A 20,396-nucleotide genomic window follows, 5' to 3' on the forward strand; every position below is an offset into this window, starting at 1 on the left:
CAGCTTCAAAGGAAAATCCTCGGCCTCGGCTTAACCTCTGGCTCCGGAAGTGTCCGGGCCACATGGACAGCGCCCGCGGCGGCGTACACGGCATCGACGTGTCCGACGCCGCGCCGGGCGAACCTCCACCCGTCGCCGCTACGGAGCTTCGATGCCCCCGCGACGTGGGCGTTCAACAGGGCATCCCCGGGGTGCGGAACCCTGCGAGCGAGCACCAGGTCCGCGAACTCCAGGCAGGTCTCGTTGACCTCGGCGCCCTTGATCTCGACCGCGCCTATCCCCCGCATGTCCGCGGCGAACGCGGCAGCAGGGCCGCCCGGGAACCAGGCCACCGCTGCCGGGTTGCCCCTCGCAAGGAAGGCGGGAAGCTCCCGGCGTGCCTGTTCCGAGGACTGCCAGGCGGCGAGCACCTCGACCCCGACGCGGAACTCGTCGAGCATTGCCGCACCCACGACCGTCACGTGGCCGCCGTCGGGGGCGACGTCCACGCACGCGACGACCCGGGACCGGACACCCGCGAGCGTCAGCTGCGGATCAGCCGAGTCCTTCCACGCCGCAAGGTCCACGGCCGAGTCCATCGCGTCGACCCGCTGACACAGCGTCTCTGTCCTGAACGTGGCGGCCGGGTCCGTCGACAGGGCCGACCGGATCGCCCCGATCGACACCGTCCGCCCGAGCCCGGGGTTCGCGGCGGCCCACGCCTGCGGGTCGTCGATCTGCGCTTCCTCCTCGGCCGACCACTCGAACAGCCCGAGCTGCGGGTCCTCCTTCGCCATCGCCCGCGACCGCAGCGCGTTCAACACGATCGACTCGTCGTCGCCCGCGTTCGAGATGCAGAACGTCAGCGCGTTCGGCCTGGCAGTCGTCGTCTTCGACAGCGCCGACCAGGCGTCCCACGAACGGTGCTCACGCAACTCGTCGAGGATCAACAGATCGACGCTGAGGCCGCGGCCGGCCGAGCGGGTCGCGGCGGTGATCCGGTAGCGAGCCCCGCCGGTCAAGGTCAGGCACTGCTCGCCGTTGGTCTTCCGGACCGTCGCTACCTCGGCGAGCAGGTCGGGCACCTCCTCTGCGAGCTCGACCGCGCCCGTCCACGCTTCGCGGGCGATGTCCAAAGACTGGGCCGCGCCGAGGACAAGCTGGGCGTGACCCAGGTAGAGCATCCACAAAGCGAGCACCCGCAGGAGCCAGCTCTTGCCGTTCTGGCGGGCCACCACCGTCAGCACGGTGCGGTACCGGAACTTCCCCGGCTCTGACAGCTCAAGCGAGTGGATCAGCAGCCAGCGCTGCCACGGCAACAGCTTGAGGTCGGCGACGTGCTCCGCGAACGTCGCCGCCTGGAACCCAAGGCTCGTTGCCTCAGTGAGTGCGCAGCCGCAGCCGCACGGGCCGGCAGCGCCCGTCACGAGCGGCGCGGTCGAGATCCGTGGCTCCGTGTACCCAAGTAGCGAGGGAGCGTCCAGCGTCGCCGTCATCAGGAGCGCGACACCGAGTAGGTCCCCGCACCAGCCGAGATGAGCGACACCCGCGCCGTCCCCCACGTCTCGATCTCGCCCGAGGTGCCCGGCAAGAGCATCTGGCAGTGCCCGCCCTTCACCGTCGCGTTCGCCGAGCCGGACACCAGGTAGAGCGGCTGTGTCGCCCCCGGGTGCCACGCCACCCAGCAGTGGTCAGGCCCGGTCTCGAACGTCACCGTGTCCGCGACGTTGGCGGATAGGGCGACCTCCCAGACCCCGACATCACCCGCGGCGATCGTGTGACTAGCCATCAGGACGCGCTCCTCAACTGCGACAGCTTGGACGGGCCCGACGGGGCGGGCGTTTGCCCGACCGCAGCACGAGCCTTCGGTGTGGCCCCCAACGCATCCAGCGCCGCAAGCAGCTTCGGCCCGAGATCGGCCATCGTGACCTGCCCCGACACCCGCGAGGCCAGCTTCTTCACTTCCTCCGCGGTGTCGGGGTCGTACGGGATGCGAGCCGCCTGCGCCGCGATCGCCGCAGCCCGGTCGATCGTCTCGCCGTACCTCACGGCGACAGCGGCGAGAGCCTGATCCTGCGGCTGCAAGTCCAGGTGCTCCAGCGTGGCCCGCACTTCCGCGGCCAACCCGCCCTGCTCACCCTCAGACCGCGCCGCCATCCGACCAGTCACGCGCCTACCATCCTTCGTCTCACGATGCAAGACCAGCGTATCAACATATGAGAATCCGATCTAGAGTCCGAGACACGAGCTCGGAGGGAGAGATTCACAGGGATTGGGGTGTACGCCCCGGGTCCGACCTGGGAAAAATCGACCGGGCTGGGCATGGTCACCACCACCCGGCGGGTCGTGGGGCTGGATCGTGTCGGCGCGGGTCACCGATCGCGAGGTTGCAGGGCGTGCAAGATGCGACGAGGTGGTCTGGGTCATCGCCTGCGATCTCTCTTGCGACGAGGTGATGCACGCAGGTGGCGCGCGTGGTGCATGTCCCCTCGATCTGGAGGCGGCATCGGTGGCCGTCACGTTCGAGCACAGCGGCTCGAACCTTGCGCCACTGCCGGGTGGACCCGGCTGCCCAGGCCCGGCTCACGCCGTGTCCCGGAGAGGACGGTGTCGGTTGACTGGTGGCCCGTCGGGGATGGGTTCACCCGGCTGGGGTTCGGGTTCGTATCCGAGTTCGACGCGGCGCTTCTGGACTCGTGCGACGACCTGGGCGGTGGGCTTGTACTTGAGCCCGCGGGGTGAGAGCCACATGCCGTCTTCGGTCATGCGCCAGCTGAGGCAGTGGTAGACGTCGCCTCGTCGGCCGCCGCGGGACACGGGGTCGGTGATGCGTACGGATCCGAGTAGGGCGAGGCTGCTTACGCGGTTGCGCTTGGCTGCGGCGGCGAGCTCTCGGGTCTCGCGGAACGCGGCCCACATGACGCGGGCGAGTGCAGGCGGGTCGGCTGCGGCCTGCACCCAGGTGGGTGCGTCGAGGAGTGAGATGCGCCAGCGTCCGGACTTGAGGCGTTCCACGCGGATGTCGGCCCAGTCGGTGACGGCCTGGTCTTCGACGGGCTGGATGGGTGGGGCGGGTGGAGGGTCGGTCTTCGGGGGGCGGCGCATCGCCTGGGCGGCGTGGGGCCTGTGGGCTTGGCTCTTGCCGTTGACCGCGTGGTGTCGGATGGGCACGGGGTCCTCCGGGGTCGTGCTGGTGGGGAGCGTGGGGTTGGCCCGGCCGCGCAGGAGCCGTCGAGCTGGCGCTAGGAGCCAGCAGCCGGGGCTAGGCCTCGGCGGGGTCCTTCCGTCCCGGGTGCTCGGCAAGGACCAGCCGAGTCGGGTGGGGTTGACGCGAACGGGCCAGGTTCGGGGGATCCACATGAGGATCCAGATGGGATCCACATGCCAGTGATCGTTTACGGCGCGATGACCTGCAAGGATCCGCAAGGCTCCAGAGGATCCGCTGCTTTCAGGTTTTTCGCTCTGACCGGATCGCGGGCGCGCGCACGCGTGGGCCTGAGTTTCCTGAATCGTGTGGATCCTGTGGAGCCCTCTGGATCCCCGCAGGTCAGAGCCCTGCGAGTGATCTTGAAGCAGTGGAGCCCATGTGGATCCTGTAGTGGATCCTGTGGAGCCTGCGAGGGTTGTCATGCCCCGTACCGCCGCTCCGACGCCCACAGCTCGACCGCTGCGGCGCGCTCTTCGGCCTTCTGCTTGGTCCACTCGTGGGAGATCCCGACCCCGCGGAACTGCCGGGGCCCTGCCCTGCCGTCGACCTTGGGCCGCACGATCTTGAGCTGCGGGAGGGTGGATCGCAGGTCGGTCGAGAACTTCTGCGCCGAACTGATGCCGTGCCCGTTGGCCTTGCACCACGACCGCCACTCCTCGTAGAGGTCCTGGACCGTGACGGACTCCTCGGGACCGGTCACGCCGACCTCGCGGACGAACGCGGAGATCGGGGACACGAGGTCGGCGAGCGCGTCGACTGCCTCGGCCGACTCGGCGGGGGTGGTGAACTTGCCGGTCTTGTTCAGCCGAACGAGCCCGGCGAGTGCCCAACGCAGGATGCCGGGTAGCTCGGCTTCGATCCGAGCCTGTAGCTCGGTGTCCTCCTGGCCGAGGAAGGACCGCTCCATGGTGGCGACGAGGAACCTGCTGGCGATGGCCCCGGAAGCGTCCCCGAACTGTGGGAGACCGTTCGAGCACAGCATGAGGCGGGCGGCGATCTTGCCGGTCCAGGCGTCCCGGTTCTTCCGGTCGACCGTAAGGGAGTCCTCCCCCGAGATCGACAGCAGCCGCTCGATGACGACGTTGACATTGTCCTTGCCGAGCCGGGCGTCCGCGATGGTGCCCAGCGTCTTCCCGACGAGGGGCGCCAGGCCGAAGTTCGTGGCGAGCCCCGCGAGGGTGGGTGACGCGCTGTTGCCGCGGCCGACGAGGGCCTCCAGCGTCCGCGTGATCGTGCCCTTGCCGGACCGCGGAGGCCCGACGAGCATGAACATCTTCTGTCGCGCCGTGGACCCGCTCAGGACGTAGCCGAACCACTCCGCGAGCAGCTTGATCTCCTCGCGGTCGGTGCCGTCCTCGTTGGGCGGCCACACGGTCCGCAGGAACTTCATCCACTCGACGGGCTCGGGGGCGTCCGCGTCCCAGTCGAACGGGACGGACACGGTGCCGAAGTAGCGGGGCGTCGCTTCCCGCAGGGTGAGGGTGGTGACGTCGAGGAGACCGTTGCGGCAGGCGATGTACTCGGTCGCCGCGGGGTAGTCGTTGGTCGGGTCGAGCCACGACGGTGTGTCGACGGTCTCGGGGATGTGGACGAGCGCGGCCATGGCGTCGAGTACCCCGGACACCGACTTGGAGTTGGGCTTCCATGGCTTGGTGACCATGGCTTCCTTGCGGCCGTCCCATTCCTCGTAGACAACCTCGTCGAGGCGGAGGTAGAGCCACTTGCGCATGGCGGTGGCCTCGGCCTCTCGCCACGCCGGGCCCGTGTAGTCCATCCACGCGCCGCGCCAGTACCCGATGAGGGGGACGCCCTGGGCGGTGCGCTCGTGGACGAGCTGGCGGGCGACGGTGAGGGGCTCCGACGGCGGCGGGTACAGGGTGGTCGTCACCTCAGGCTCGGGGACGGGACGGAGCTCGAACACGGGCGCGGCCACGACTACGCCGCCTTCCTGCGGGGTGCCGCGTTGGCGGCGGAGCGGATGGTGGCCTGCGCCTCGGACGGTGCGAGGCCGGTGGCGACGGCTGCGTCGTGCAGCGCGGCCAGGTCGAGCCCCTCCCGGTGAGCCCGGATCGCGGCCCAGTACAGGCGGTTCGACCGCTCCCCCGGCTGTGACTCGGAGACGAACCGGACGAGCGGGTCGAGCCCGCGCTGAGCGTGCCGCTCAACGAGAACGTGGCAGCGGACGGGTGGGTTCACGATGGCCTTGACCCACCCCGGCGCGCCAGCGGGTTCACGCCAGTCGGTCCACTCGTACCGCTCTCCGCAGGCGTGGAGTGACGGCGGGACGACCAGGTAGCCGGTGTTGGTCTTGACGTCCACTCCCCTGCACAGGCGGCCACGGGCCGGGCCGGAGTAGCGGTACCAGTAGTGGTAGCCGCCGCTCCCGGTGCGGGCGGTCAAGGTGGGCGGCCTGCCACCACGCTCGGCATCGAGCTTGGCCAGTTCGGGGGGACCTCCGGAGCGAACGTCAACGTCGAGGACGAGGTACCCGAGGGTCGGTCTGACGCCCCAGTTCCCGTCCGGGTAGGCGGCAAGCCACTCGGCGATGGTTCCGAGGTCGGTGGTTGCGTCGTCCTTCCCGTGCGCGGTGCGCGGGTGCTTCCCGGGCGAATGGCAGTCCCGCCAACCGCAGGTGCAGACCCCGTTGCGGATGCCGTGGAGCGGAAGGACCGCCATCCCGGCCCGCGCGTAGGCGGGGATCAGCTCGGCAACGTTCACCGGCCGATGACCTTGAGCCACTGTCGTCGGATCCACCGCCGGATCCGACGGTGAGGTCCGCCGCCGACGTGGACCCCGCCACAGTCGCAGGCCCACAGATCGGCCTCGGTCCATGTGGCGGTCATTGGGCACCCGCCAGGCCGGGTAGCAGCATCCGGTTGCTGCCGAGAACGTGGATGACCAGCTCGGGTGTCGCGACGCCCTCGCGGAGGTCCCGGGTGAGCTGCCCGACGGTGAGCCTGCCGACGATCTCGCGGTCGTGGTCGCAGTCTTCGCCGTCGCAGATGGGGTCGCCGCAGGCCCCGCCGATGGAGCAGATCGGGTAGTCGACGGGCATGGCGATCAGCGCGGCGAGCGCGGTCCGGTGGTTCTCGGGTGCGCGGTCGAGGGCCTGGTGCGCGAGGACGGCAGTGTCGAGGGCCGGGTCGTGTGTCATCAGCCGGCCTCGCACATTGCGTCGCAGTGGAACTCGTGCTCGGCGTTGGTGCACACCGCCGTGGAGAAGATCGCGTTGGCCTGCTCCTCCTCGCGGAGCGGCCGGTCGGCCACCTGGTAGACCCCGACGTCACCCGCAACGAGAGCGAGGTCGGCCTTCCCGCGTCGAGGGCGCCGGATCGGGATCACGGGCGCCGTGCGGGTGGCCTGCGAGGAAACCCACAGGTCCCACGCGGCCTTTCCGTCGGCGGCGATGATCTCCGCGCGGGCCTCACAGGTCGTGCAGAGGCCGTTGGCCTCGGTGATGAACATGTCCGGCTGCGCGCAGCGCGCACAGCGCGGGATGGCGTCCGCGGGGTCTCCCCCGCTACGCTCGGCCTCAACGGCCATGGAGTTCACTCCTCCTGGTTGTGGGGCGGTTCCCGGCGGCTACCGGGGCCCGCCCCGACTGCGTTCCGCGCCTGGATCAGGCCGCGGCGTCCGTCTCGGCAGCGGAGACGGTGGTCTTGGTGGCGCGGGCGAGCGCGCGGTTCACGAGGGCAACCTGCGCGTCGGTGGGCGGCGGCCAGTCCCTCACGAGGTCGTCTAACCACGCCTGCATCTCGGGCGTGGGCGGATCGGTGAGTGCCATCAGGCGGCATCCTTCTGCTGAGCGCCCGCTTCGCCGAGGATCGACAGGATCCTGAGGCGCTGTCCCTCACTGAGGGGCGGCGCCTGCTCGGCAAGGACGCGGACGAGGGCGAAGAGGTCGTCCGCTAGCCCTGCGCTGGGTGTGCGGCCGACAAGGCGGTCCACGGCGTGGGCTGGAACGCGGACGTGCTTGCCGATCCGAAAGTGCGGCAGCTCGCCTCGGGCGATGGCCGCATCGACTTGAGAGACCGGTACGTTGAGCGCCGACGCCGCCTCGCGGCGGGAGTACGCCAGAGGCTCGATGACGGAGTCGGTGGGCATGGCACCGAGATTAGTTGTATGCCTTGCCGTTGGACAACGAACCGGACTCAAAGTCACCTGTTCAGCCTAACTGCCGTCCTCGTTGGTTCTCGTTCGTTGTCCGGTGTGGCACTCTTTAGGTGTGGATGAGAACGAGCGGCTCGCTGAGGCAGTGCGTACTCGCCGAGAGGAACTCGGTCTGCGTCAGCGCGACCTGTCGTCTCACGGCGGACCCAGCCTCGGTACAACCCAGAACGTGGAGCAGGCGCGGGGAAACTACTCACGCCGCACGTTCGCTCAGCTCGACGCCGCGCTGTCGTGGGAGCCCGGTACCGCCGAGAAGATCCTCCACGGCGAACTCACCGACCTCGCCCGGCTCCCCCAGGTGCTTATCCACCCCGATGGTCGGGAGTACGTCGCCACCGATCCCGGCGAGATCAACACTCTGCGGTTCGGCCACGGGTACCGCTGGCGCCATCAGGTGCCCACCGCCTCCGCCGCTCTTGGTGGCCTGTCGGCGTCTGTGACTGGGACGACCGCCCGCGCGGGTGCGGCGACCGGCACAGGGGTTGCAGGGGGCGCAGTGACGGTCGAGCAAGGTGATAACCCGTTCGCCGCCTGGTCGACGATGACCGCCGAGCAGGTCGTCCGGCAGGCAAAGACGCTGGCCCACATGATCGACCTGATCGAGCAGCCCGACGCCGAGACCGAGGCCCTCTACCGCCGTGCGCTTGCCCTGCGGGACGACCTCGTGGCGTTGCAGGAGAAGCGCGCCGCGAACCGGTAGGTGACCTGCGTTGTGCTGGCGGCAACGCAGGAGGTGCGACCTGCGATTTCGTCCCCAGCACGGAGTCACGCATCTCGCCTACCTATCGCGGTTTCCGCAGGTCAGGCGGGTAGCCGCGCCGGGTAGGTGACGACCTACCCGGCAGCGGTCACCTACCCGGCCTCACCTACCGTGTCGGCGCCCTCGTCGAGCCACTCCCGCCGCACCCCGGAGGTGTTCCGTCCCTCCGCCTTGACCTGGCCGACGCGCACCCCAGCCGCCCGGAGCATCGAGCCCAGGGCCTCCGTGTCGAGGTGACCCCAGATCCCGGGCCGCAGGAGTTCGAGCCGCTCCCGGAGCGCCGCCAGGTGCATGGCCTTGACGGCGGGGTGGTCGAGCACGTCGCGGCAGTCGGCGAGGAGGTCGGCGGTCGGCTCGTCGGGTTCCGGCTCCTCCCCTGCCGCCATGCCGGTGAGTAGGTCCCGTTCGACCCTGGCGGCCCGGGCCCGCTCGGCGACCTTCTCAGCGGCGACCGCGTCCAGGCCGAACACCGTGCGAACGATGCGGGTCACTGTGCCGTCCGCCCGGAGGTAGCCGATGCCCTTGTCCTCGGCCGCGAACATCTGCGCGTCGAGGCCTGACTTGTAGGCCCCGGTCCCGAGGATCTGGTCACCCGCCTGCCAGCCGAACACCTTCAAGCAGAACCGAATGACGGCGTTGTTCGAGATGGCGGTCGGGATGGTGTTGGCGTTCACGTTCTGCGTCGCCAGGAAGACGATGATGCCCAGGGCGGGACCCCTCTTGACCAGGTCCGTCATGATGCGGGTGAACTCCTCGCGCACCGCCTTGTCCTCGTGCTCGAACCAGACTTGCGTCTCGTCCACTCCGATCACGATGGGGCACAGGTCGCGGCGGTTCGCGAGGACGCTGGTCACCTTCGATTCCGGGCACTTCTCCCGGGGCAGCCCGCGGATGATCCGAGCCCGCTTGCGCATCTCCTCCCGCACCTCGCGCATGGCGGCGAGCTGCGCTTCGACGTCCTCCTCCTCTTCTCCGACACCGTAGAAGTGGGCGTAGAGTCCGCAAGGCGCGAGGTCACCGGTGCCCTTGTTGTCGACGGCGTACACCTTCGCGCGTGGGTCCAGACCGGCGGTGAGCAGGATCTGCCGAAGCCCGAACGTCTTGCCCATTCTGGGCACCGCGCCGATGACGCCGTTGGCGTACGCCATGGTGATCGTGACCCACTGGCCCTGCTGGTCGGTACCGAACGGGACCGGTTGGAAGACGTCGACCAGGCCGTCCTTCATCAGCGGCCACGGCTTCTGCGCGGTCCGGTTCATCGGCTGGTCAGAAACGAACAGGGACAGGTGGCCCTCGTGGCGGGCGCCGACGGAAGGCCAGACGCAGCCGAGCTCGCGCCGAAGGGCGGCGGACAGCTTCCCGCGCTTCTCCATCACGGCTGCGGCCTCGACGCCGGCCGGGAGTTCGAGGTCGACCTGGTATCCGGCGCCCACGCGGGCGACGTCCATGAGCAACTTGATGTCGTCGCGCTGCTTCTCCCCCATGCCGCCGATCCCGAGGCGGAGCAGGGCGTCGATGACGTACGGGGCGGTGAGCTTCTCCACGAGACCGGCTGCGGCCACGTCGGCGCGCTTCACGAGGGTCTTCCCACGGGGGCGACCCACCCATCCGAGCGCGACCACCGCGGCGGCGAGCACGACGATGACAGCCCACAGGGGCGGGGCGGGGATGTACACGAGCAGGTAGGGCAGGCCGAAGCCGACGGCAGCGCAGGCGATCGCGGCGACGGCCAGCTCGGCGAGCCCTCGGCCGGGGATCAGCTTGACGATCCACACCGCGGTGGCGGCCCCGACGACCCACGCGAGGATGCGCGGGAACGTCCACGCCAGGACCGGGAACAGCACCACGAGCGCGACCGTGGAGGCGACCAACCAGCGGGCCTTGAGGTTGGCGCGGCGGATGTTCTGGGCGCGCAAGTACTCGGCGGTCTCGGTCTTCTCGGCGTGCTGGTGCCGGACCTGCGCGCTGTCGTGGTCGTACAGATACTTCGCCAGGGCTGCGACCAGGCGGGCGAGGCCGCGCGGGGCGTACCCGACCAGCAGGCAGCACAGCACGGGCAGGTGGAGCAGGAACTTCCCGGCGATGTAGGCGTTCCGCTTGACCGCGTTCGAAGCCGCGGACTTGGCAGCCGCCTTGTCCCTCAGGACGGCGGGCCGGATGGGCTGGGACAGGTCGAGTGGGGCGACCTCCCGTTCGGCGGTCAGCTTCTCCAGCGCGGTCTTGCGGGCAGGAGTGGTGGGGTCGGTGGCGGTCACGGTCGGCTCCCGAGGGTCGGGGTGTCGTCGGTGTCGGCGTCGGTGTCGTGGCCCGGGCAGCAGGGCGGGCAGGTCTCGCAGTCGTCGCAGAGCGAGGCGACGGTGCGGTGGCAGGACGGGCACCGTGGCCACGGCGAGCGGGTGGGGGTGGGTGCCGGTCCGGGGTTCGGTCCGGCGGTCCGGACTGCGGTCAGGAAGGCGCGGGCCGCCCGGACGATGCGGTGGAGGAACACCCCGAAGTTGAACTCCGGTCGGGCCTTGCGGCGGCGCTTGGCGGTCACACCGTCTCCCTGGTCAGGACCGCGGTCCGGATGCGGTCAGCCCGGCCGGACCCGATGCCGTAGCGGCGGCGGACTGCCTCCCGGGACTGATCTCCGGCGGCGGCGAACCAGGCCCCGCAGTCGGCGGTGATGTCGGCGTCGGTCCAGGTCGAGTCCGGGTGCGATGTGTCGTCTGAGGCTGTCCCGGCGAGTAGGTCTTCGCGACGCGAAACCCTGCTTCCCGAGTTCGGTCCGGCGGTCAGTTCGTCCGGACGACCGTCGCACGGCCAGCGACCGTCCTCCCAGGGGTCGCGCCACTCGTCCTGGCGGTCGAGTCGTTCGGCGGAGACGTCCGCCCACGCGGGCTGACCGGTGGGCGAGTGTCGGTCTGACCGGTCAGGTGCGGCGGCCCGGTGGGCGAGGTGCCCGAGGTGGACGGTCGCGCCGAGGGTGGCGGCTGGGACAGCGGAGACGAGGACGACGGTCCACCACGGGGCGGCCAGTCCGACCGACTCCATGTAGTGCTGTCCGGCGTTGCCCGAGATGGATGCCCCGATGCAGGACCAGGCGAGGAGGCGGGCGAACTTGACGGCGTCGGGTGGGGCCTGCCCACGTAGCCAGACGCGGGCGGCGACGATCCCGGCGACGTCGATGGTGACGGGGACCAACCAGGCGAGCCAGCCGGTGATGCCGACGGCGTTGCCGAGGTCCCTCAGGGTGACGAACGTGAGGATCGCGGCTGCCGTCCCGACGACTGCGATGCCCACGTCGGTGATCCAGTCCCGGCGGCTCACCGCTCGCCCCCGGCGAGGTCCCGCCCGAGCTGTTCGAGCTCGGCGAGGAACGTGTCGACGGTGCGGCTCGGCTCCCCTACGGCGGTGGGAATCATGGCCCGCCCGATCTCCTCTGGACTGGGCAGCCAGAGGTAGACCCCAAGCGCGGAGCCCAGCGCGACAGCCATGACGGCGGTGAGCCCGAGAAGTATGGCGGCGATCAGTCGCTGCACGGGGTCACCTCCGTCCGGCCCTCGTCGTCTACGCGAATGACCGTGGCGGTCTCGCGGTCCTCGGCGCGGCACAGTGCGGCAGGGGTGGGCGGGAGCAGGACCGGGGCCGGGTCGTGGGTGAGCCACGCGACGGCGATCAGGACGACCGCCGCGAGGGCGAGGAAGAGACGTCCCATCACCGATCACCCCGCCGCTTGTGCTGGTGGTGGAACCCGCCGGGACCGGGGGTGTCGATCGACGTGGTGCGGCGGGTGAAGGTTGTGGGTGAACGGCCCGACCTTGATCCCGAATGACCAGCGCCCGGCCTGGGTGACGGTGGCGTAGAACGGGCCGAAGCGGAGCGTCTTGCGGGCGCGGTACTTCACTGCTTCCACCCCGTCGCCCGCAGGTTGAGCGCCTCGGTGAGCTTGTCGCGGAGCCGCTCGGCCTGGCCGGGTGTGACGGCGATGCTCAGCGAGCCGAGTTCGAGCAGTATCTGGTTCGCGTACGGCCGGACGTCGACCGGTTGTACTGGTTCGCCGCCGGCCTCGATCGGCAGCGACACGGCCACGTGGAGCTGGCTCACGGGATCACCCACCAGCCGACGGCCTCGCCGATGAGGGCGACCGCGGCGAGGGCAGCGGCGGGAACGCGCGCCTTCTCGCCGAGGATGACGAAGCGGATGAGTGCGGTGTCGGCGCCGCGGCGGACGCGTTCGATGGTCGTCATCGAGCAGCCCGCCCGGTCTCGTCGTCGGCGAGGTCGGCGAGATCGATCAGCGCCGCCGCGAGGCGGCGGGCCATGCCCGGCGTCAGCCAGACATGGCCGTCCTCGTTGCCACTCCGGTGGTACGTGGTCAGTTCGATCTGCGCTGGGCGGATGTCCCAGGCGTCAGGCGGGCCGCTGAGAGCGTCAAAGACGGAGCTTTGTTCGACCACGGCTCCGATGTGCCCAAGCGGCATGCCGCTCGTTGTCGTCGACTGAAACTTGACGGGCTGGGTCCGGCACGTCTGGTCGTAATCCGACTCTTCTTCGTGTGCACGGCACCAGACGGCGTGAGTGTGGGCCGGGATGGTCTCAAGGACCTCGTGCACGGCAGAATGCGGCACAGCCGCACCTCCTGGTTACGTCAGGTGGTTCGGTCAGGCCCGGCCCCGGATTGCCGTCCAGGGTTCGGGCCGCCCTCGTTTGAGGGCCCGGTCAGGTGTCGCCTCAAACCCGCTAAGAAGCGGTACTGGTCAGCACCTGGTACCACGAGGGGGTGCCGGGGCATCACCTGCAGCTGGCGCAGTGGGCGCTGTGCAGCGACCGGCTCTCGTCGTTCCAGGCGTCCGCGGGGATGGTCAGCGCGAACATCGAGGGCTGGGCGCTCTACGCCGAGCGGCTGATGGACGAGCTGGGATTCCTCGTCGACCCCGGCGAGCGCATGGGCTACCTGGACGCGCAGATGATGCGGATCGTCCGGGTGATCATCGACATCGGCATGCACCTGGAGCTCGAGTACGAGGGCGCCCCGTGGACGCCCGAACGGGCCCGGGAGTTCTTCGGCGCCCACTGCGGACGAGACGCCGCCTTCCTGGACTCCGAGCTGCTGCGCTACCTCGGCGGGCCCGGCCAGGCGATCAGCTACAAGCTCGGCGAGCGGGCCTGGCTCGCGGGTCGGGCGGCGGCCTCCCGCAAGCCGGGGTTCGACCTGAAGGCCTGGCACATGGCCGCCCTGTCCCAGGGCTCGCTGGGGCTGGACGACCTGGAGGCCGAGCTGGCCGCGCTCTAGTGCGCCCTACGCGTCGAGGACCGACGCGTTCGGCACCACCGGCGGCTGCGTCGACCAGGGGAAGTTGATCCAGAGCGGGGTGCGGCGCCACACGTACTCGCACTGCACCTCGCTCTGCGGCTTCTCGTAGACCACCGCGCAGCGGACGTCCGCGACGTGCTCGCCGCAGAAGTCCCGGACGAGCTTCAGCGTGGCGCCGGTGTCGGCGACGTCGTCGGCGACGAGGACCTTCTGCCCCGACAGGTCGATGACGTTCGGCACCGGCGGCAGCATGACCGGCAACGCCAGCCGCTCGCCGACGCCCGTGTAGAACTCGACGTTCATCACGTGCAGGTTCTTCACGTCGAGGGCGTAGCCCAGCGCGCCCGCCACGAACAGCCCGCCGCGGGCGATGGACAGGATGATGTCCGGGCGGTAACCGCTGTCGGCGACCTCCTGGGCCAGCTCGCGGGCCGCGAGTCCGAACAGCTCCCAGGTCAGGACCTCGCGCTCGTCCGGGTCCGTCACACGCGCGCCTTCGGACGCAGCCACGACGTGCGGTGCTCCAGGCCCCAGCGGGCGACGTTCACGAACGCCTCCGCCATCACCGAGGCGTCCATCTTGGAGGAGCCCTTCTCCCGTTCGGTGAAGGTGATCGGCACCTCCCGGATGCGGAACCCCGCCTGCAGCGCCCGCCAGGCCAGGTCGATCTGGAAGCAGTAGCCCTGCGAGATCACCGAGTCCAGGTCCAGCTCCTCCAGGACCTCGCGGCGGTACACGCGGTACCCGGCGGTGATGTCCTGCACCGGCGCGCCCAGGGCGAGCTTGGCGTAGAGGTTCGCGCCGCGGGAGAGCCACTGGCGGTGCAGCGGCCAGTTCACGACCTGCCCGCCGGGCACGTACCGGGACCCGATCACGAGGTCGGCGCCGCCCGCCCCGTCGTCGCCCTCGTCGTCCAGCGCGGCGAGCAGGGCCGGCAGGTCCTCGGGGGCGTGCGAGCCGTCCGCGTCCATCTCCACGACCACCTGGTGCTCGCCGGAGAGGGCGTGCCGGAAGCCCGCGAGGTAGGCGGCGCCGAGACCGTTCTTGCCCTCGCGGTGCAGCACCCGCACCCGCGGGTCGGCCGCCGCCATCTCCTCGGCGAGCTCGCCCGTGCCGTCCGGGCTGGCGTCGTCGACGACGAGGATGTCCGCGGCGGGGACCGCCGCGTTGAGCCGCGCGACGACGCGCCCCAGGTTCTCCCGCTCCTCGTACGTCGGGATGACCACCAGGACCGGTCCCGGAGGCTCAGCCATCGATGTCCTCTCCTGTCCCCGCCGGGTGCGACCCCGCGCGACCGCGACGCCGACCGACGACCGCGGCGGCGATCGCCGCGACCCCCACTGCGGTCAGCACCCACTCGGGGCCGGACCGCAACCGAGTGGCCAGCGTAGTCGTGTCCCGCAGCGTCTCGACACCGACCAGGGTCCCGGGCACGAACTGTCCGGTTCGTCCGGTCACTGTGCCCTGAGTGTCGATGAGCGCCGAGACGCCGGACGTCGTGGCGACGACCGTGGGCCGGTCGTGCTCGACGGCCCGCACCCGGGACATGGCGAGCTGCTGGTAGGTCATCTCGGACAGGCCGAACGTGGCGTTGTTGCTGGGTACGGCCAGCAGGGTGGCGCCGGCGTCGACGCTGTCGGCGACGAGGTCGTCGAACGCGACCTCCCAGCAGATCGTGATGCCGATCTCGGCGCCGCCCGCCTGCAGCACCCCGGGCCCGGGGCCGGGCACGAAGTTGCCCGCCCGGTCCACGTAGGACGAGAACAGCCGGAAGAAGGACCGCCACGGCATGTACTCGCCGAAGGGTTGGATGCGGCGCTTGTCGTTGCGGGCCACCGGACCCTGCACGGGGTCCCAGACGAGGACCGAGTTGCTCGTGGTGCGGTCGCTGTTGACCAGCACCGTGCCCACCAGGATCGGGGCGCGCACCGCCGCCGCGGCCTGGGAGATCTCCGCCGCGGCGTCCGGGTTGCGGAACGGGTCGATGTCCGAGGAGTTCTCCGGCCAGAGCACGACGTCGGGTTGCGGCTGCCTGCCCGCCGCGACGTCCGCGGCGAGCTGCTCGGTGACCCGGACGTGGTTGTCCAGCACGGCGCGGCGCTGGGCGTTGAAGTCCAGGCCCAGTCGCGGCACGTTGCCCTGGATCGCCGCGACGGTGAGCTGTCGGTCCGGTGCGTTGACGGTGACCGGGACCAGCGCGGCGAGCGGACCCGCGACCAGCGCCAGGACGAGCAGCACGGCGGGCACGGCGGCGCCCCCGATCTCGCGGCGGACCAGCCGTCGGGCCAGCTCGCCCAGGGCGAGCCCGGCCAGCACGGTCACGAACGACAGGAACGGCACGCCGCCCACCGAGGCCGCCGGGAGGAACAGGCCCTCCGCCTGCCCGAACCCCACCCGCCCCCACGGCAGCCCGCCGAAGGGCACCCGGCTGCGGACGGCCTCCATGCCGACCCACACCGCGGCGCCCCACAGCGGCGCGGCGGGCAGGCGGGCGGTCACGGCCATCCCGGCACCCGCGAGCCCGAAGAACAACGCCTCGAACAGACACAGCGCCAGCCACGGCAGCGCCCCGACGAACCCGCCCGTCCAGGACAGGAGGGGAACGAGGAACCCGAGGGCGAACACCCAGCCGAGCAGGAACCCGCGGCGGGCGCGGACGCCGCGCAGGGTGGGCCCGAGGACCGCGAAGACCAGTGGGGCGAGCCACCACAGGTCGCGGGGCGGGAAGCTCACGTAGAGGAGCACGCCCGCCGCGGCGGCGAGCAGCAGCCGCCCGCCGAGCCGGGCGACCCGGGTCCGGGCGGGCGGCGGCGTGGGATCGAGGGCGGGGGCGGCCACGAGAGTGAGCCTAAGCCGTTTCGGCGACGTCGCGATCGATGGGCGTCGTGATCCGGGTCGTGGTCGGCGAGGCGCCGTCCCGGCCTCGGACCGAGCGCACTCGGCCGGGGGCGGCGACGCCGCCGGGCACGAGCCGGGCGCGGAGACCGCGATCAGGGGACTTCGTCGAGGCGGCCTACGGGCTCCAGCCCGGGTCGCGGCCGCTGCGGGCGACGAGGCCGGGCAACCCGCCCGCCCCGACCCCCGTCCCGGTGGCGGGCTGGAAGGCCTCGGCGGCGAACACCTCGCCGCGCAGCAGCGCCAGCCCGCGCTCGGCCTCGGCCAGGACCAGGTCGTCCACGGCGAACGGGGCGCCGAGCGCGGTCGCGAGGTCCCAGCCGTGCAGCACGGTCTCGGCGACCAGCTCGGTCACGAGCACCGGGACCGGGGTGCGCCCGCGGTAGGGGAGCTCGGCCTCCTCGGGAGCGGTGTCGAAGGCGTCCAGCAGGAGTCGCGACGAGACGCGGAGGTCCGCGACCGGGTCCAGCAGGACGTGCGTGGGATCGCCCGGTGCCGCCGTCCCGGTCAGGCAGGCGGCGAAGACGTGGTGCCAGCCGACGACGTGGGTCAGCAGGCCTCGGACGTCGAACTCCGCACACGGGGTCGGCCGGTCGAGATCGGCCGGACCGACGGGGACCCCGCCCAACGCGGACAGGGCCGTGGCCAGCGCGGTGACGGTCACGGTCAGAGCAGGTCCAGGACGCCCGGGGCGTCGGCGCCGCCCGTGCGGCGGAACCACTCCCGGCCGTACGCCGCGGCGAAGTCCTGCTCGGGGAGCGCCGCCGGGTCGACCTGGCTCGCGTGGGCCAGGATCGCGGCGCGCTTGACGGTGAGGTGGCGGGCGTCGCCGGTGACCGTCAGGGCGATCTCGTCCGAGGCCCTCCCGAACTCGACGGCGGCGGCGCGGGCCGCGCCGTGGACGAGGTGGCCGCCCTCGGCGAGACCGGTGCGATCCACCGTCGCGAGGTAGGCCTGCGCCCCGGTGAGCTCGGCGGCGATGGTGCCCACGACGCCCGCCATCCGATGGTCCGGGTGGCCGTAGACGCCCTGCTCGTCGTCGGCGAGCAGGGTGCCCGCGCCCTCCTCGTCGACGACCTCCGCCACCCGGGTGGCCAGCGACAGCGGCTCGGCGCCCGCCAGGGCCCGGGCGTGGCTGTTGTCGGGGCCGCCCGGCAGCCCCGAGTCCCGCCGGTTCAGCAGGACCAGCCGCGACACGCCGAGGAGCTCGGCGGAGCGCTCCAGCTCGCGCAGCCGCCTGCGCCGCACGGTCTCGCCGTCCGACAGCGGGATCCGGGAGCCGCCGAGCTCGCCGCCGGTGGCCATCACCAGCACGGTGCGGGCGCCCGCGTCGGCCAGCCTGCGCAACGTGATGCCGGTGAAGATCGCCTCGTCGTCCGGGTGCGGGTGCAGCGCGACCACGGTCTGTCCGCGCAGGTCGGGCTCGGTCCGAAGTGGAGCGTGAGCGGGAACGGACGGGAAAGGCGCGGTGACGGCCATGAGCTCGCAGACTGTGCGGTGCCGTGCGGGGACGGCGGGATGGACGGGGTGGTCAGCGGGAGAAGCGACAACACCCCGGACAGCAGCGGCCCGCGAGGGGGCGGCGGCTCGTCCGGTCCATCACGGCGGACAGCATGCCACAGGTGCGGGCGGGGCGGACGGCCGCCCCGCCGAGGTCACTCGGACGCGTTCAGTAGTCCGCCTTGGGCATGATGATCCACAGCACGATGTAGATCACGAACTGCGGACCCGGCAGCAGGCACGACAGCAGGAACAGCAGCCGCACCAGGAACGGCGACAGGCCGAAGCGGCGGGCCAGTCCGGCGCAGACACCGGCGATCACGGTGCCGTTGCGGGGGCGGGTGAGCGTCGAGGCCATCAGGGTCAGTCTCCTTCGTCGGCGGGCGGCGGGTCTCGCCGCCACACGTCCACCCTGCCCGTGATCTCGGGCCGGGACATCCGGAGAACGTCCCCATCCGGGTCAGGGTTCCCCCTGAGCGCGCCGGCAAGCCCGCTCACCAGGTGTGGGCGAACGCGCCGCTCGCTCGACCGGGCCGCGACACCCACGCCGCGAGATTCGACCGCGCAGCCCTGTCGCCGACGGGGTGGCCGCTGCTTGACTTCGCGCATGCCGCAACGGCACTGGTGGCACCTCGCGGACCCGCGCCACGGTTCCCTCCCCCTCCTCCTGCTGCTGCTCACGCTGGTCACCGGCGTGATCGACGCGGTCAGCCTGCTCGCGCTCGGCCGGGTGTTCGTCGCGAACATGACCGGCAACGTGGTGATCATGGGCTTCGCGGTCGCGGGCGTGCCGGAGTTCTCGCTGCTCACCTCGTGTGTCGCACTCGCGGCCTTCCTCATCGGCGCGGCGGCGGCCGGAACGCTGGTCGAGCGCCTCCCGTCCCGCGGGGAGCTCCTACGGCTCGCCATCGGCGCCGAGATCGTGCTGCTCGCCCTCTGCCTGGCGATCGTGCTGGTGTGGCCGCCCGGCCCCGGCGCGAGCGTGCGAGCCTCGACGGTGAGCGCCGCGGCGGTCGCGGCCCTGGCCATGGGTCTGCAGAACGCCGTGGCCCGCCGCATCGCGGTACCCGACCTCAACACCAGCGTGATCTCGATGAGCATGGTCGGGCTCGCCGCCGACTACCGGCACCTGCGTCGCCAGACGGTGTACCGCCGGGCCGCGGCGGTGCTGTCGTTGCTGGTCGGGGCGACGGTCGGCGCGCTCATCGTGCGGACCGCAGGCCCCGCCCCGGCGCTCGCACTGATCCTCGCCCTGCTCGCCGTCGCAGGCGTCACCGCCCACGTGCTCCTGCGCCGCGGCCCGGACTGGGAGGGCTGACGGCCCTAGCAGGCGCCCCCGACGGTTCCGCCGCCCCGGTCTCGTTCATCCCCAGGTCAGCTCCACACGGTGGCAGTCCGTAGGCCGTCCGGCGCAGCGCCGGCGCCTCCGTCTCGGTGAGCGGGCCGGTCTGTCCCCAGCCTGCGAGTCCGGGCCTGTCGGCCGCGGGTCGGCCTGCCTAGCGTCCGCCGCGTGAACCTCTCGCTCCCCCGCCTCGTGCGGATCCCGCTCCTGTTCGTCGGCGCCGCAGCGCTCACCGTCGTCGCGGTCGGTGCGGTGCTCGCCGCCCCACCCCTCACGGGGCGCGCGCAGGCCGCCGTACCACCGGACGATCCACGACCACCCGTCGTGGTCGCCCTGGGCGACAGCGCCGCGTCCGGCGAGGGCGCCGGTGACTACGAACCCGGGACCCGCGGCGAGGGCGGCAACCACTGTCACCGCTCCCCCGCCGCCTACGTGCACCGGACCACGCTGGCCGGCCGCGGGGTGAACCTCGCCTGCTCCGGCGCGGACACCGCGCAGGTGGGAGCCGGTGGCGGCGTCCGGTACACCGAGCGCTCGCAGACCGCCCGGTTGACCGACGTCGCCCGGCGGGACCGGGTGGTGGCGGTGACGGTCCAGGTCGGGGCGAACGACGAACCCGACCTGTCCGGCACGGCGGTCGCCTGCATCCGGGCATTCGTGCACCCGCTCGAGCCGGGGTGCCGCACCTCGGTGGGGCCGACGTGGGCGGCGCGGCTGGCGGCGGTGGGCCCGCGGATCGAGGGGGTGGTGCGAGACGTCCGGGCGGCGATGGCGGCGGCCGGCTACGCGGACCCGGACTACGCCCTCGTGCTGCTCTCCTACGCCGCCCCGGGCAGCGAGGCGATGCCCGCCTGGCACGGCGTGCAGGGCTGCCCCTACTCGCGCCCGGACGCGCGGTGGGCGCGCACCGAGGCCTTCCCCGCGCTCGCCGCCACGATCGGTGCCGCCGCCGCGCACACCGGAGCCCGCTTCCTCGACCTCACCCGCGTCGCCGAGGGCCGCGAGGCGTGCACCGGCGCGCTGCGGGACGAGTGGCAGCGCAGGCTGTCCGTCGACCCGGCGGCGCTGGTCGCCGGCACGCTCGGTGCCGCGGGCATGCGGCTGTTCCAGGAGTCCTTCCACCCGACCGCGGCGGCCCACACCGCCATCGCGGGTTGCCTGTCGGAGTTCGTGCGGGCGGGCGGGTCCCGGGCGGCCTGCGTGCCCGCCCGGGACGGTCGGGTCCACCCGGAGGTGGCGGCGTGAGC

At 71.7% G+C, this 20,396-nt stretch carries 28 protein-coding genes; 4 read left to right on the forward strand and 24 right to left on the reverse strand.

The genetic code is table 11. The features are described 5' to 3' along the window. Window positions 1-5: 5 nt before the first annotated feature. The 10 genes from L3X23_RS09025 to L3X23_RS09070 form a co-directional block, all read right to left on the reverse strand. Complete coding sequence (locus L3X23_RS09025; RefSeq protein WP_237191681.1) at window positions 6-1,475, reverse strand: terminase large subunit; 1,470 nt, start codon at window positions 1,473-1,475, stop codon at window positions 6-8. Beyond that, window positions 1,475-1,768, reverse strand: coding sequence for a hypothetical protein (locus L3X23_RS09030; protein ID WP_237191683.1), 294 nt, complete (start codon window positions 1,766-1,768; stop codon window positions 1,475-1,477). Before L3X23_RS09030 ends, L3X23_RS09025 begins: the two co-directional genes overlap by 1 nt. Further along, window positions 1,768-2,148 (reverse strand): hypothetical protein, encoded by a 381-nt coding sequence (locus L3X23_RS09035; RefSeq protein ID WP_237191684.1) that lies wholly within the window; start codon window positions 2,146-2,148, stop codon window positions 1,768-1,770. Before L3X23_RS09035 ends, L3X23_RS09030 begins: the two co-directional genes overlap by 1 nt. A gap of 414 nt (window positions 2,149-2,562) precedes the next feature. Then, window positions 2,563-3,150, reverse strand: coding sequence for a hypothetical protein (locus tag L3X23_RS09040; RefSeq protein ID WP_237191686.1), 588 nt, complete (start codon window positions 3,148-3,150; stop codon window positions 2,563-2,565). Between the two features lie 455 nt (window positions 3,151-3,605). Continuing rightward, complete coding sequence (locus L3X23_RS09045; RefSeq protein WP_237191688.1) at window positions 3,606-5,075, reverse strand: phage/plasmid primase, P4 family; 1,470 nt, start codon at window positions 5,073-5,075, stop codon at window positions 3,606-3,608. Window positions 5,076-5,122: 47 nt separating this feature from the next. Then, a complete protein-coding gene (locus tag L3X23_RS09050) occupies window positions 5,123-5,905 on the reverse strand; it encodes a bifunctional DNA primase/polymerase (protein ID WP_237191690.1) in 783 nt (260 codons plus the stop codon). Between the two features lie 121 nt (window positions 5,906-6,026). Next, window positions 6,027-6,341, reverse strand: a complete 315-nt coding sequence (locus L3X23_RS09055; RefSeq protein ID WP_237191695.1) for a hypothetical protein — start codon at window positions 6,339-6,341, stop codon at window positions 6,027-6,029. Then, entirely contained in the window at window positions 6,341-6,730 is a 390-nt protein-coding gene (locus L3X23_RS09060) for a hypothetical protein (RefSeq protein WP_237191697.1), read from the reverse strand. The genes L3X23_RS09055 and L3X23_RS09060 overlap by 1 nt, the downstream gene beginning before the upstream one ends. Window positions 6,731-6,806: 76 nt before the next feature. Continuing rightward, window positions 6,807-6,971, reverse strand: a complete 165-nt coding sequence (locus tag L3X23_RS09065; protein WP_237191699.1) for a hypothetical protein — start codon at window positions 6,969-6,971, stop codon at window positions 6,807-6,809. Further along, window positions 6,971-7,291, reverse strand: a complete 321-nt coding sequence (locus L3X23_RS09070) for an excisionase family DNA-binding protein (RefSeq protein ID WP_237191700.1) — start codon at window positions 7,289-7,291, stop codon at window positions 6,971-6,973. Before L3X23_RS09070 ends, L3X23_RS09065 begins: the two co-directional genes overlap by 1 nt. 121 nt (window positions 7,292-7,412) lie before the next feature. Between L3X23_RS09070 and L3X23_RS09075 the strand changes: the two genes are divergently transcribed. Further along, window positions 7,413-8,057 carry a hypothetical protein gene (locus L3X23_RS09075; protein WP_237191703.1) on the forward strand — a complete coding sequence of 215 codons (645 nt, stop codon included), beginning with the start codon at window positions 7,413-7,415 and terminating at the stop codon, window positions 8,055-8,057. A gap of 152 nt (window positions 8,058-8,209) precedes the next feature. Here L3X23_RS09075 and L3X23_RS09080 read toward each other — a convergent pair whose 3' ends face one another. From L3X23_RS09080 to L3X23_RS09115, 8 genes are all read right to left on the reverse strand, one after another. Beyond that, window positions 8,210-10,372 carry a cell division protein FtsK gene (locus L3X23_RS09080; RefSeq protein WP_237191705.1) on the reverse strand — a complete coding sequence of 721 codons (2,163 nt, stop codon included), beginning with the start codon at window positions 10,370-10,372 and terminating at the stop codon, window positions 8,210-8,212. Beyond that, entirely contained in the window at window positions 10,369-10,653 is a 285-nt protein-coding gene (locus tag L3X23_RS09085) for a hypothetical protein (protein WP_237191707.1), read from the reverse strand. Before L3X23_RS09085 ends, L3X23_RS09080 begins: the two co-directional genes overlap by 4 nt. Next, complete coding sequence (locus L3X23_RS09090; RefSeq protein WP_237191709.1) at window positions 10,650-11,399, reverse strand: DUF2637 domain-containing protein; 750 nt, start codon at window positions 11,397-11,399, stop codon at window positions 10,650-10,652. The genes L3X23_RS09085 and L3X23_RS09090 overlap by 4 nt, the downstream gene beginning before the upstream one ends. Before the next feature lie 23 nt (window positions 11,400-11,422). Continuing rightward, complete coding sequence (locus L3X23_RS09095; RefSeq protein WP_237191711.1) at window positions 11,423-11,638, reverse strand: hypothetical protein; 216 nt, start codon at window positions 11,636-11,638, stop codon at window positions 11,423-11,425. Then, on the reverse strand, window positions 11,626-11,814 hold the full coding sequence (locus L3X23_RS09100; protein WP_237191712.1) for a hypothetical protein: 189 nt from the start codon (window positions 11,812-11,814) through the stop codon (window positions 11,626-11,628). Before L3X23_RS09100 ends, L3X23_RS09095 begins: the two co-directional genes overlap by 13 nt. A gap of 185 nt (window positions 11,815-11,999) precedes the next feature. Further along, window positions 12,000-12,203: a hypothetical protein gene (locus tag L3X23_RS09105; protein WP_237191714.1), complete on the reverse strand. Its 204-nt coding sequence runs from the start codon at window positions 12,201-12,203 to the stop codon at window positions 12,000-12,002. After that, entirely contained in the window at window positions 12,200-12,346 is a 147-nt protein-coding gene (locus L3X23_RS09110) for a hypothetical protein (RefSeq protein ID WP_237191716.1), read from the reverse strand. Before L3X23_RS09110 ends, L3X23_RS09105 begins: the two co-directional genes overlap by 4 nt. Further along, complete coding sequence (locus tag L3X23_RS09115) at window positions 12,343-12,726, reverse strand: hypothetical protein (protein ID WP_237191718.1); 384 nt, start codon at window positions 12,724-12,726, stop codon at window positions 12,343-12,345. Before L3X23_RS09115 ends, L3X23_RS09110 begins: the two co-directional genes overlap by 4 nt. Window positions 12,727-12,851: 125 nt before the next feature. On the opposite strand from L3X23_RS09115, the gene L3X23_RS09120 reads away from it, so the two are divergent. After that, a complete protein-coding gene (locus L3X23_RS09120) occupies window positions 12,852-13,391 on the forward strand; it encodes a DUF885 domain-containing protein (protein ID WP_255734494.1) in 540 nt (179 codons plus the stop codon). Window positions 13,392-13,397: 6 nt separating this feature from the next. Here the strand turns inward: L3X23_RS09120 and L3X23_RS09125 are convergent, their stop codons facing one another. From L3X23_RS09125 to L3X23_RS09150, 6 genes are all read right to left on the reverse strand, one after another. Further along, window positions 13,398-13,898 (reverse strand): phosphoribosyltransferase, encoded by a 501-nt coding sequence (locus tag L3X23_RS09125; protein ID WP_237191722.1) that lies wholly within the window; start codon window positions 13,896-13,898, stop codon window positions 13,398-13,400. After that, on the reverse strand, window positions 13,895-14,665 hold the full coding sequence (locus L3X23_RS09130; protein WP_237191723.1) for a polyprenol monophosphomannose synthase: 771 nt from the start codon (window positions 14,663-14,665) through the stop codon (window positions 13,895-13,897). The genes L3X23_RS09125 and L3X23_RS09130 overlap by 4 nt, the downstream gene beginning before the upstream one ends. Further along, complete coding sequence (gene lnt, locus L3X23_RS09135) at window positions 14,658-16,250, reverse strand: apolipoprotein N-acyltransferase (protein WP_237191725.1); 1,593 nt, start codon at window positions 16,248-16,250, stop codon at window positions 14,658-14,660. Before lnt ends, L3X23_RS09130 begins: the two co-directional genes overlap by 8 nt. Window positions 16,251-16,425: 175 nt before the next feature. Then, window positions 16,426-16,971, reverse strand: a complete 546-nt coding sequence (locus L3X23_RS09140; protein WP_237191727.1) for a maleylpyruvate isomerase family mycothiol-dependent enzyme — start codon at window positions 16,969-16,971, stop codon at window positions 16,426-16,428. 2 nt (window positions 16,972-16,973) lie between these two features. After that, window positions 16,974-17,786 carry a PIG-L deacetylase family protein gene (locus L3X23_RS09145; protein ID WP_237191729.1) on the reverse strand — a complete coding sequence of 271 codons (813 nt, stop codon included), beginning with the start codon at window positions 17,784-17,786 and terminating at the stop codon, window positions 16,974-16,976. A 190-nt stretch (window positions 17,787-17,976) separates the two neighbouring features. Beyond that, window positions 17,977-18,165 carry a PspC domain-containing protein gene (locus L3X23_RS09150; protein WP_237191730.1) on the reverse strand — a complete coding sequence of 63 codons (189 nt, stop codon included), beginning with the start codon at window positions 18,163-18,165 and terminating at the stop codon, window positions 17,977-17,979. 249 nt (window positions 18,166-18,414) lie between these two features. Here L3X23_RS09150 and L3X23_RS09155 point away from each other — a divergent pair, with 249 nt between their 5' ends. Beyond that, on the forward strand, window positions 18,415-19,125 hold the full coding sequence (locus L3X23_RS09155) for a YoaK family protein (RefSeq protein WP_237191732.1): 711 nt from the start codon (window positions 18,415-18,417) through the stop codon (window positions 19,123-19,125). A 192-nt stretch (window positions 19,126-19,317) separates the two neighbouring features. Next, entirely contained in the window at window positions 19,318-20,394 is a 1,077-nt protein-coding gene (locus L3X23_RS09160; RefSeq protein WP_237191734.1) for a GDSL-type esterase/lipase family protein, read from the forward strand. The last annotated feature ends 2 nt before the right edge of the window (window positions 20,395-20,396 follow it).

This window comes from Pseudonocardia sp. WMMC193, assembly GCF_021728735.1.
GTDB classification, from domain to species: Bacteria; Actinomycetota; Actinomycetes; order Mycobacteriales; family Pseudonocardiaceae; genus Pseudonocardia; species Pseudonocardia oroxyli.

Bases quoted from the DNA above. Each gene is read 5' to 3' on its own strand.
- L3X23_RS09025 (WP_237191681.1), bottom strand. From the start codon at position 1,475: ATGACGGCGACGCTGGACGCTCCCTCGCTACTTGGGTACACGGAGCCA.
- L3X23_RS09030 (WP_237191683.1), bottom strand. From the start codon at position 1,768: ATGGCTAGTCACACGATCGCCGCGGGTGATGTCGGGGTCTGGGAGGTC.
- L3X23_RS09055 (WP_237191695.1), bottom strand. From the start codon at position 6,341: ATGACACACGACCCGGCCCTCGACACTGCCGTCCTCGCGCACCAGGCC.
- L3X23_RS09060 (WP_237191697.1), bottom strand. From the start codon at position 6,730: ATGGCCGTTGAGGCCGAGCGTAGCGGGGGAGACCCCGCGGACGCCATC.
- L3X23_RS09065 (WP_237191699.1), bottom strand. From the start codon at position 6,971: ATGGCACTCACCGATCCGCCCACGCCCGAGATGCAGGCGTGGTTAGAC.
- L3X23_RS09070 (WP_237191700.1), bottom strand. From the start codon at position 7,291: ATGCCCACCGACTCCGTCATCGAGCCTCTGGCGTACTCCCGCCGCGAG.
- L3X23_RS09100 (WP_237191712.1), bottom strand. From the start codon at position 11,814: ATGGGACGTCTCTTCCTCGCCCTCGCGGCGGTCGTCCTGATCGCCGTC.
- L3X23_RS09110 (WP_237191716.1), bottom strand. From the start codon at position 12,346: ATGACGACCATCGAACGCGTCCGCCGCGGCGCCGACACCGCACTCATC.
- L3X23_RS09130 (WP_237191723.1), bottom strand. From the start codon at position 14,665: ATGGCTGAGCCTCCGGGACCGGTCCTGGTGGTCATCCCGACGTACGAG.
- L3X23_RS09145 (WP_237191729.1), bottom strand. From the start codon at position 17,786: ATGGCCGTCACCGCGCCTTTCCCGTCCGTTCCCGCTCACGCTCCACTT.
- L3X23_RS09150 (WP_237191730.1), bottom strand. From the start codon at position 18,165: ATGGCCTCGACGCTCACCCGCCCCCGCAACGGCACCGTGATCGCCGGT.
- L3X23_RS09155 (WP_237191732.1), top strand. From the start codon at position 18,415: ATGCCGCAACGGCACTGGTGGCACCTCGCGGACCCGCGCCACGGTTCC.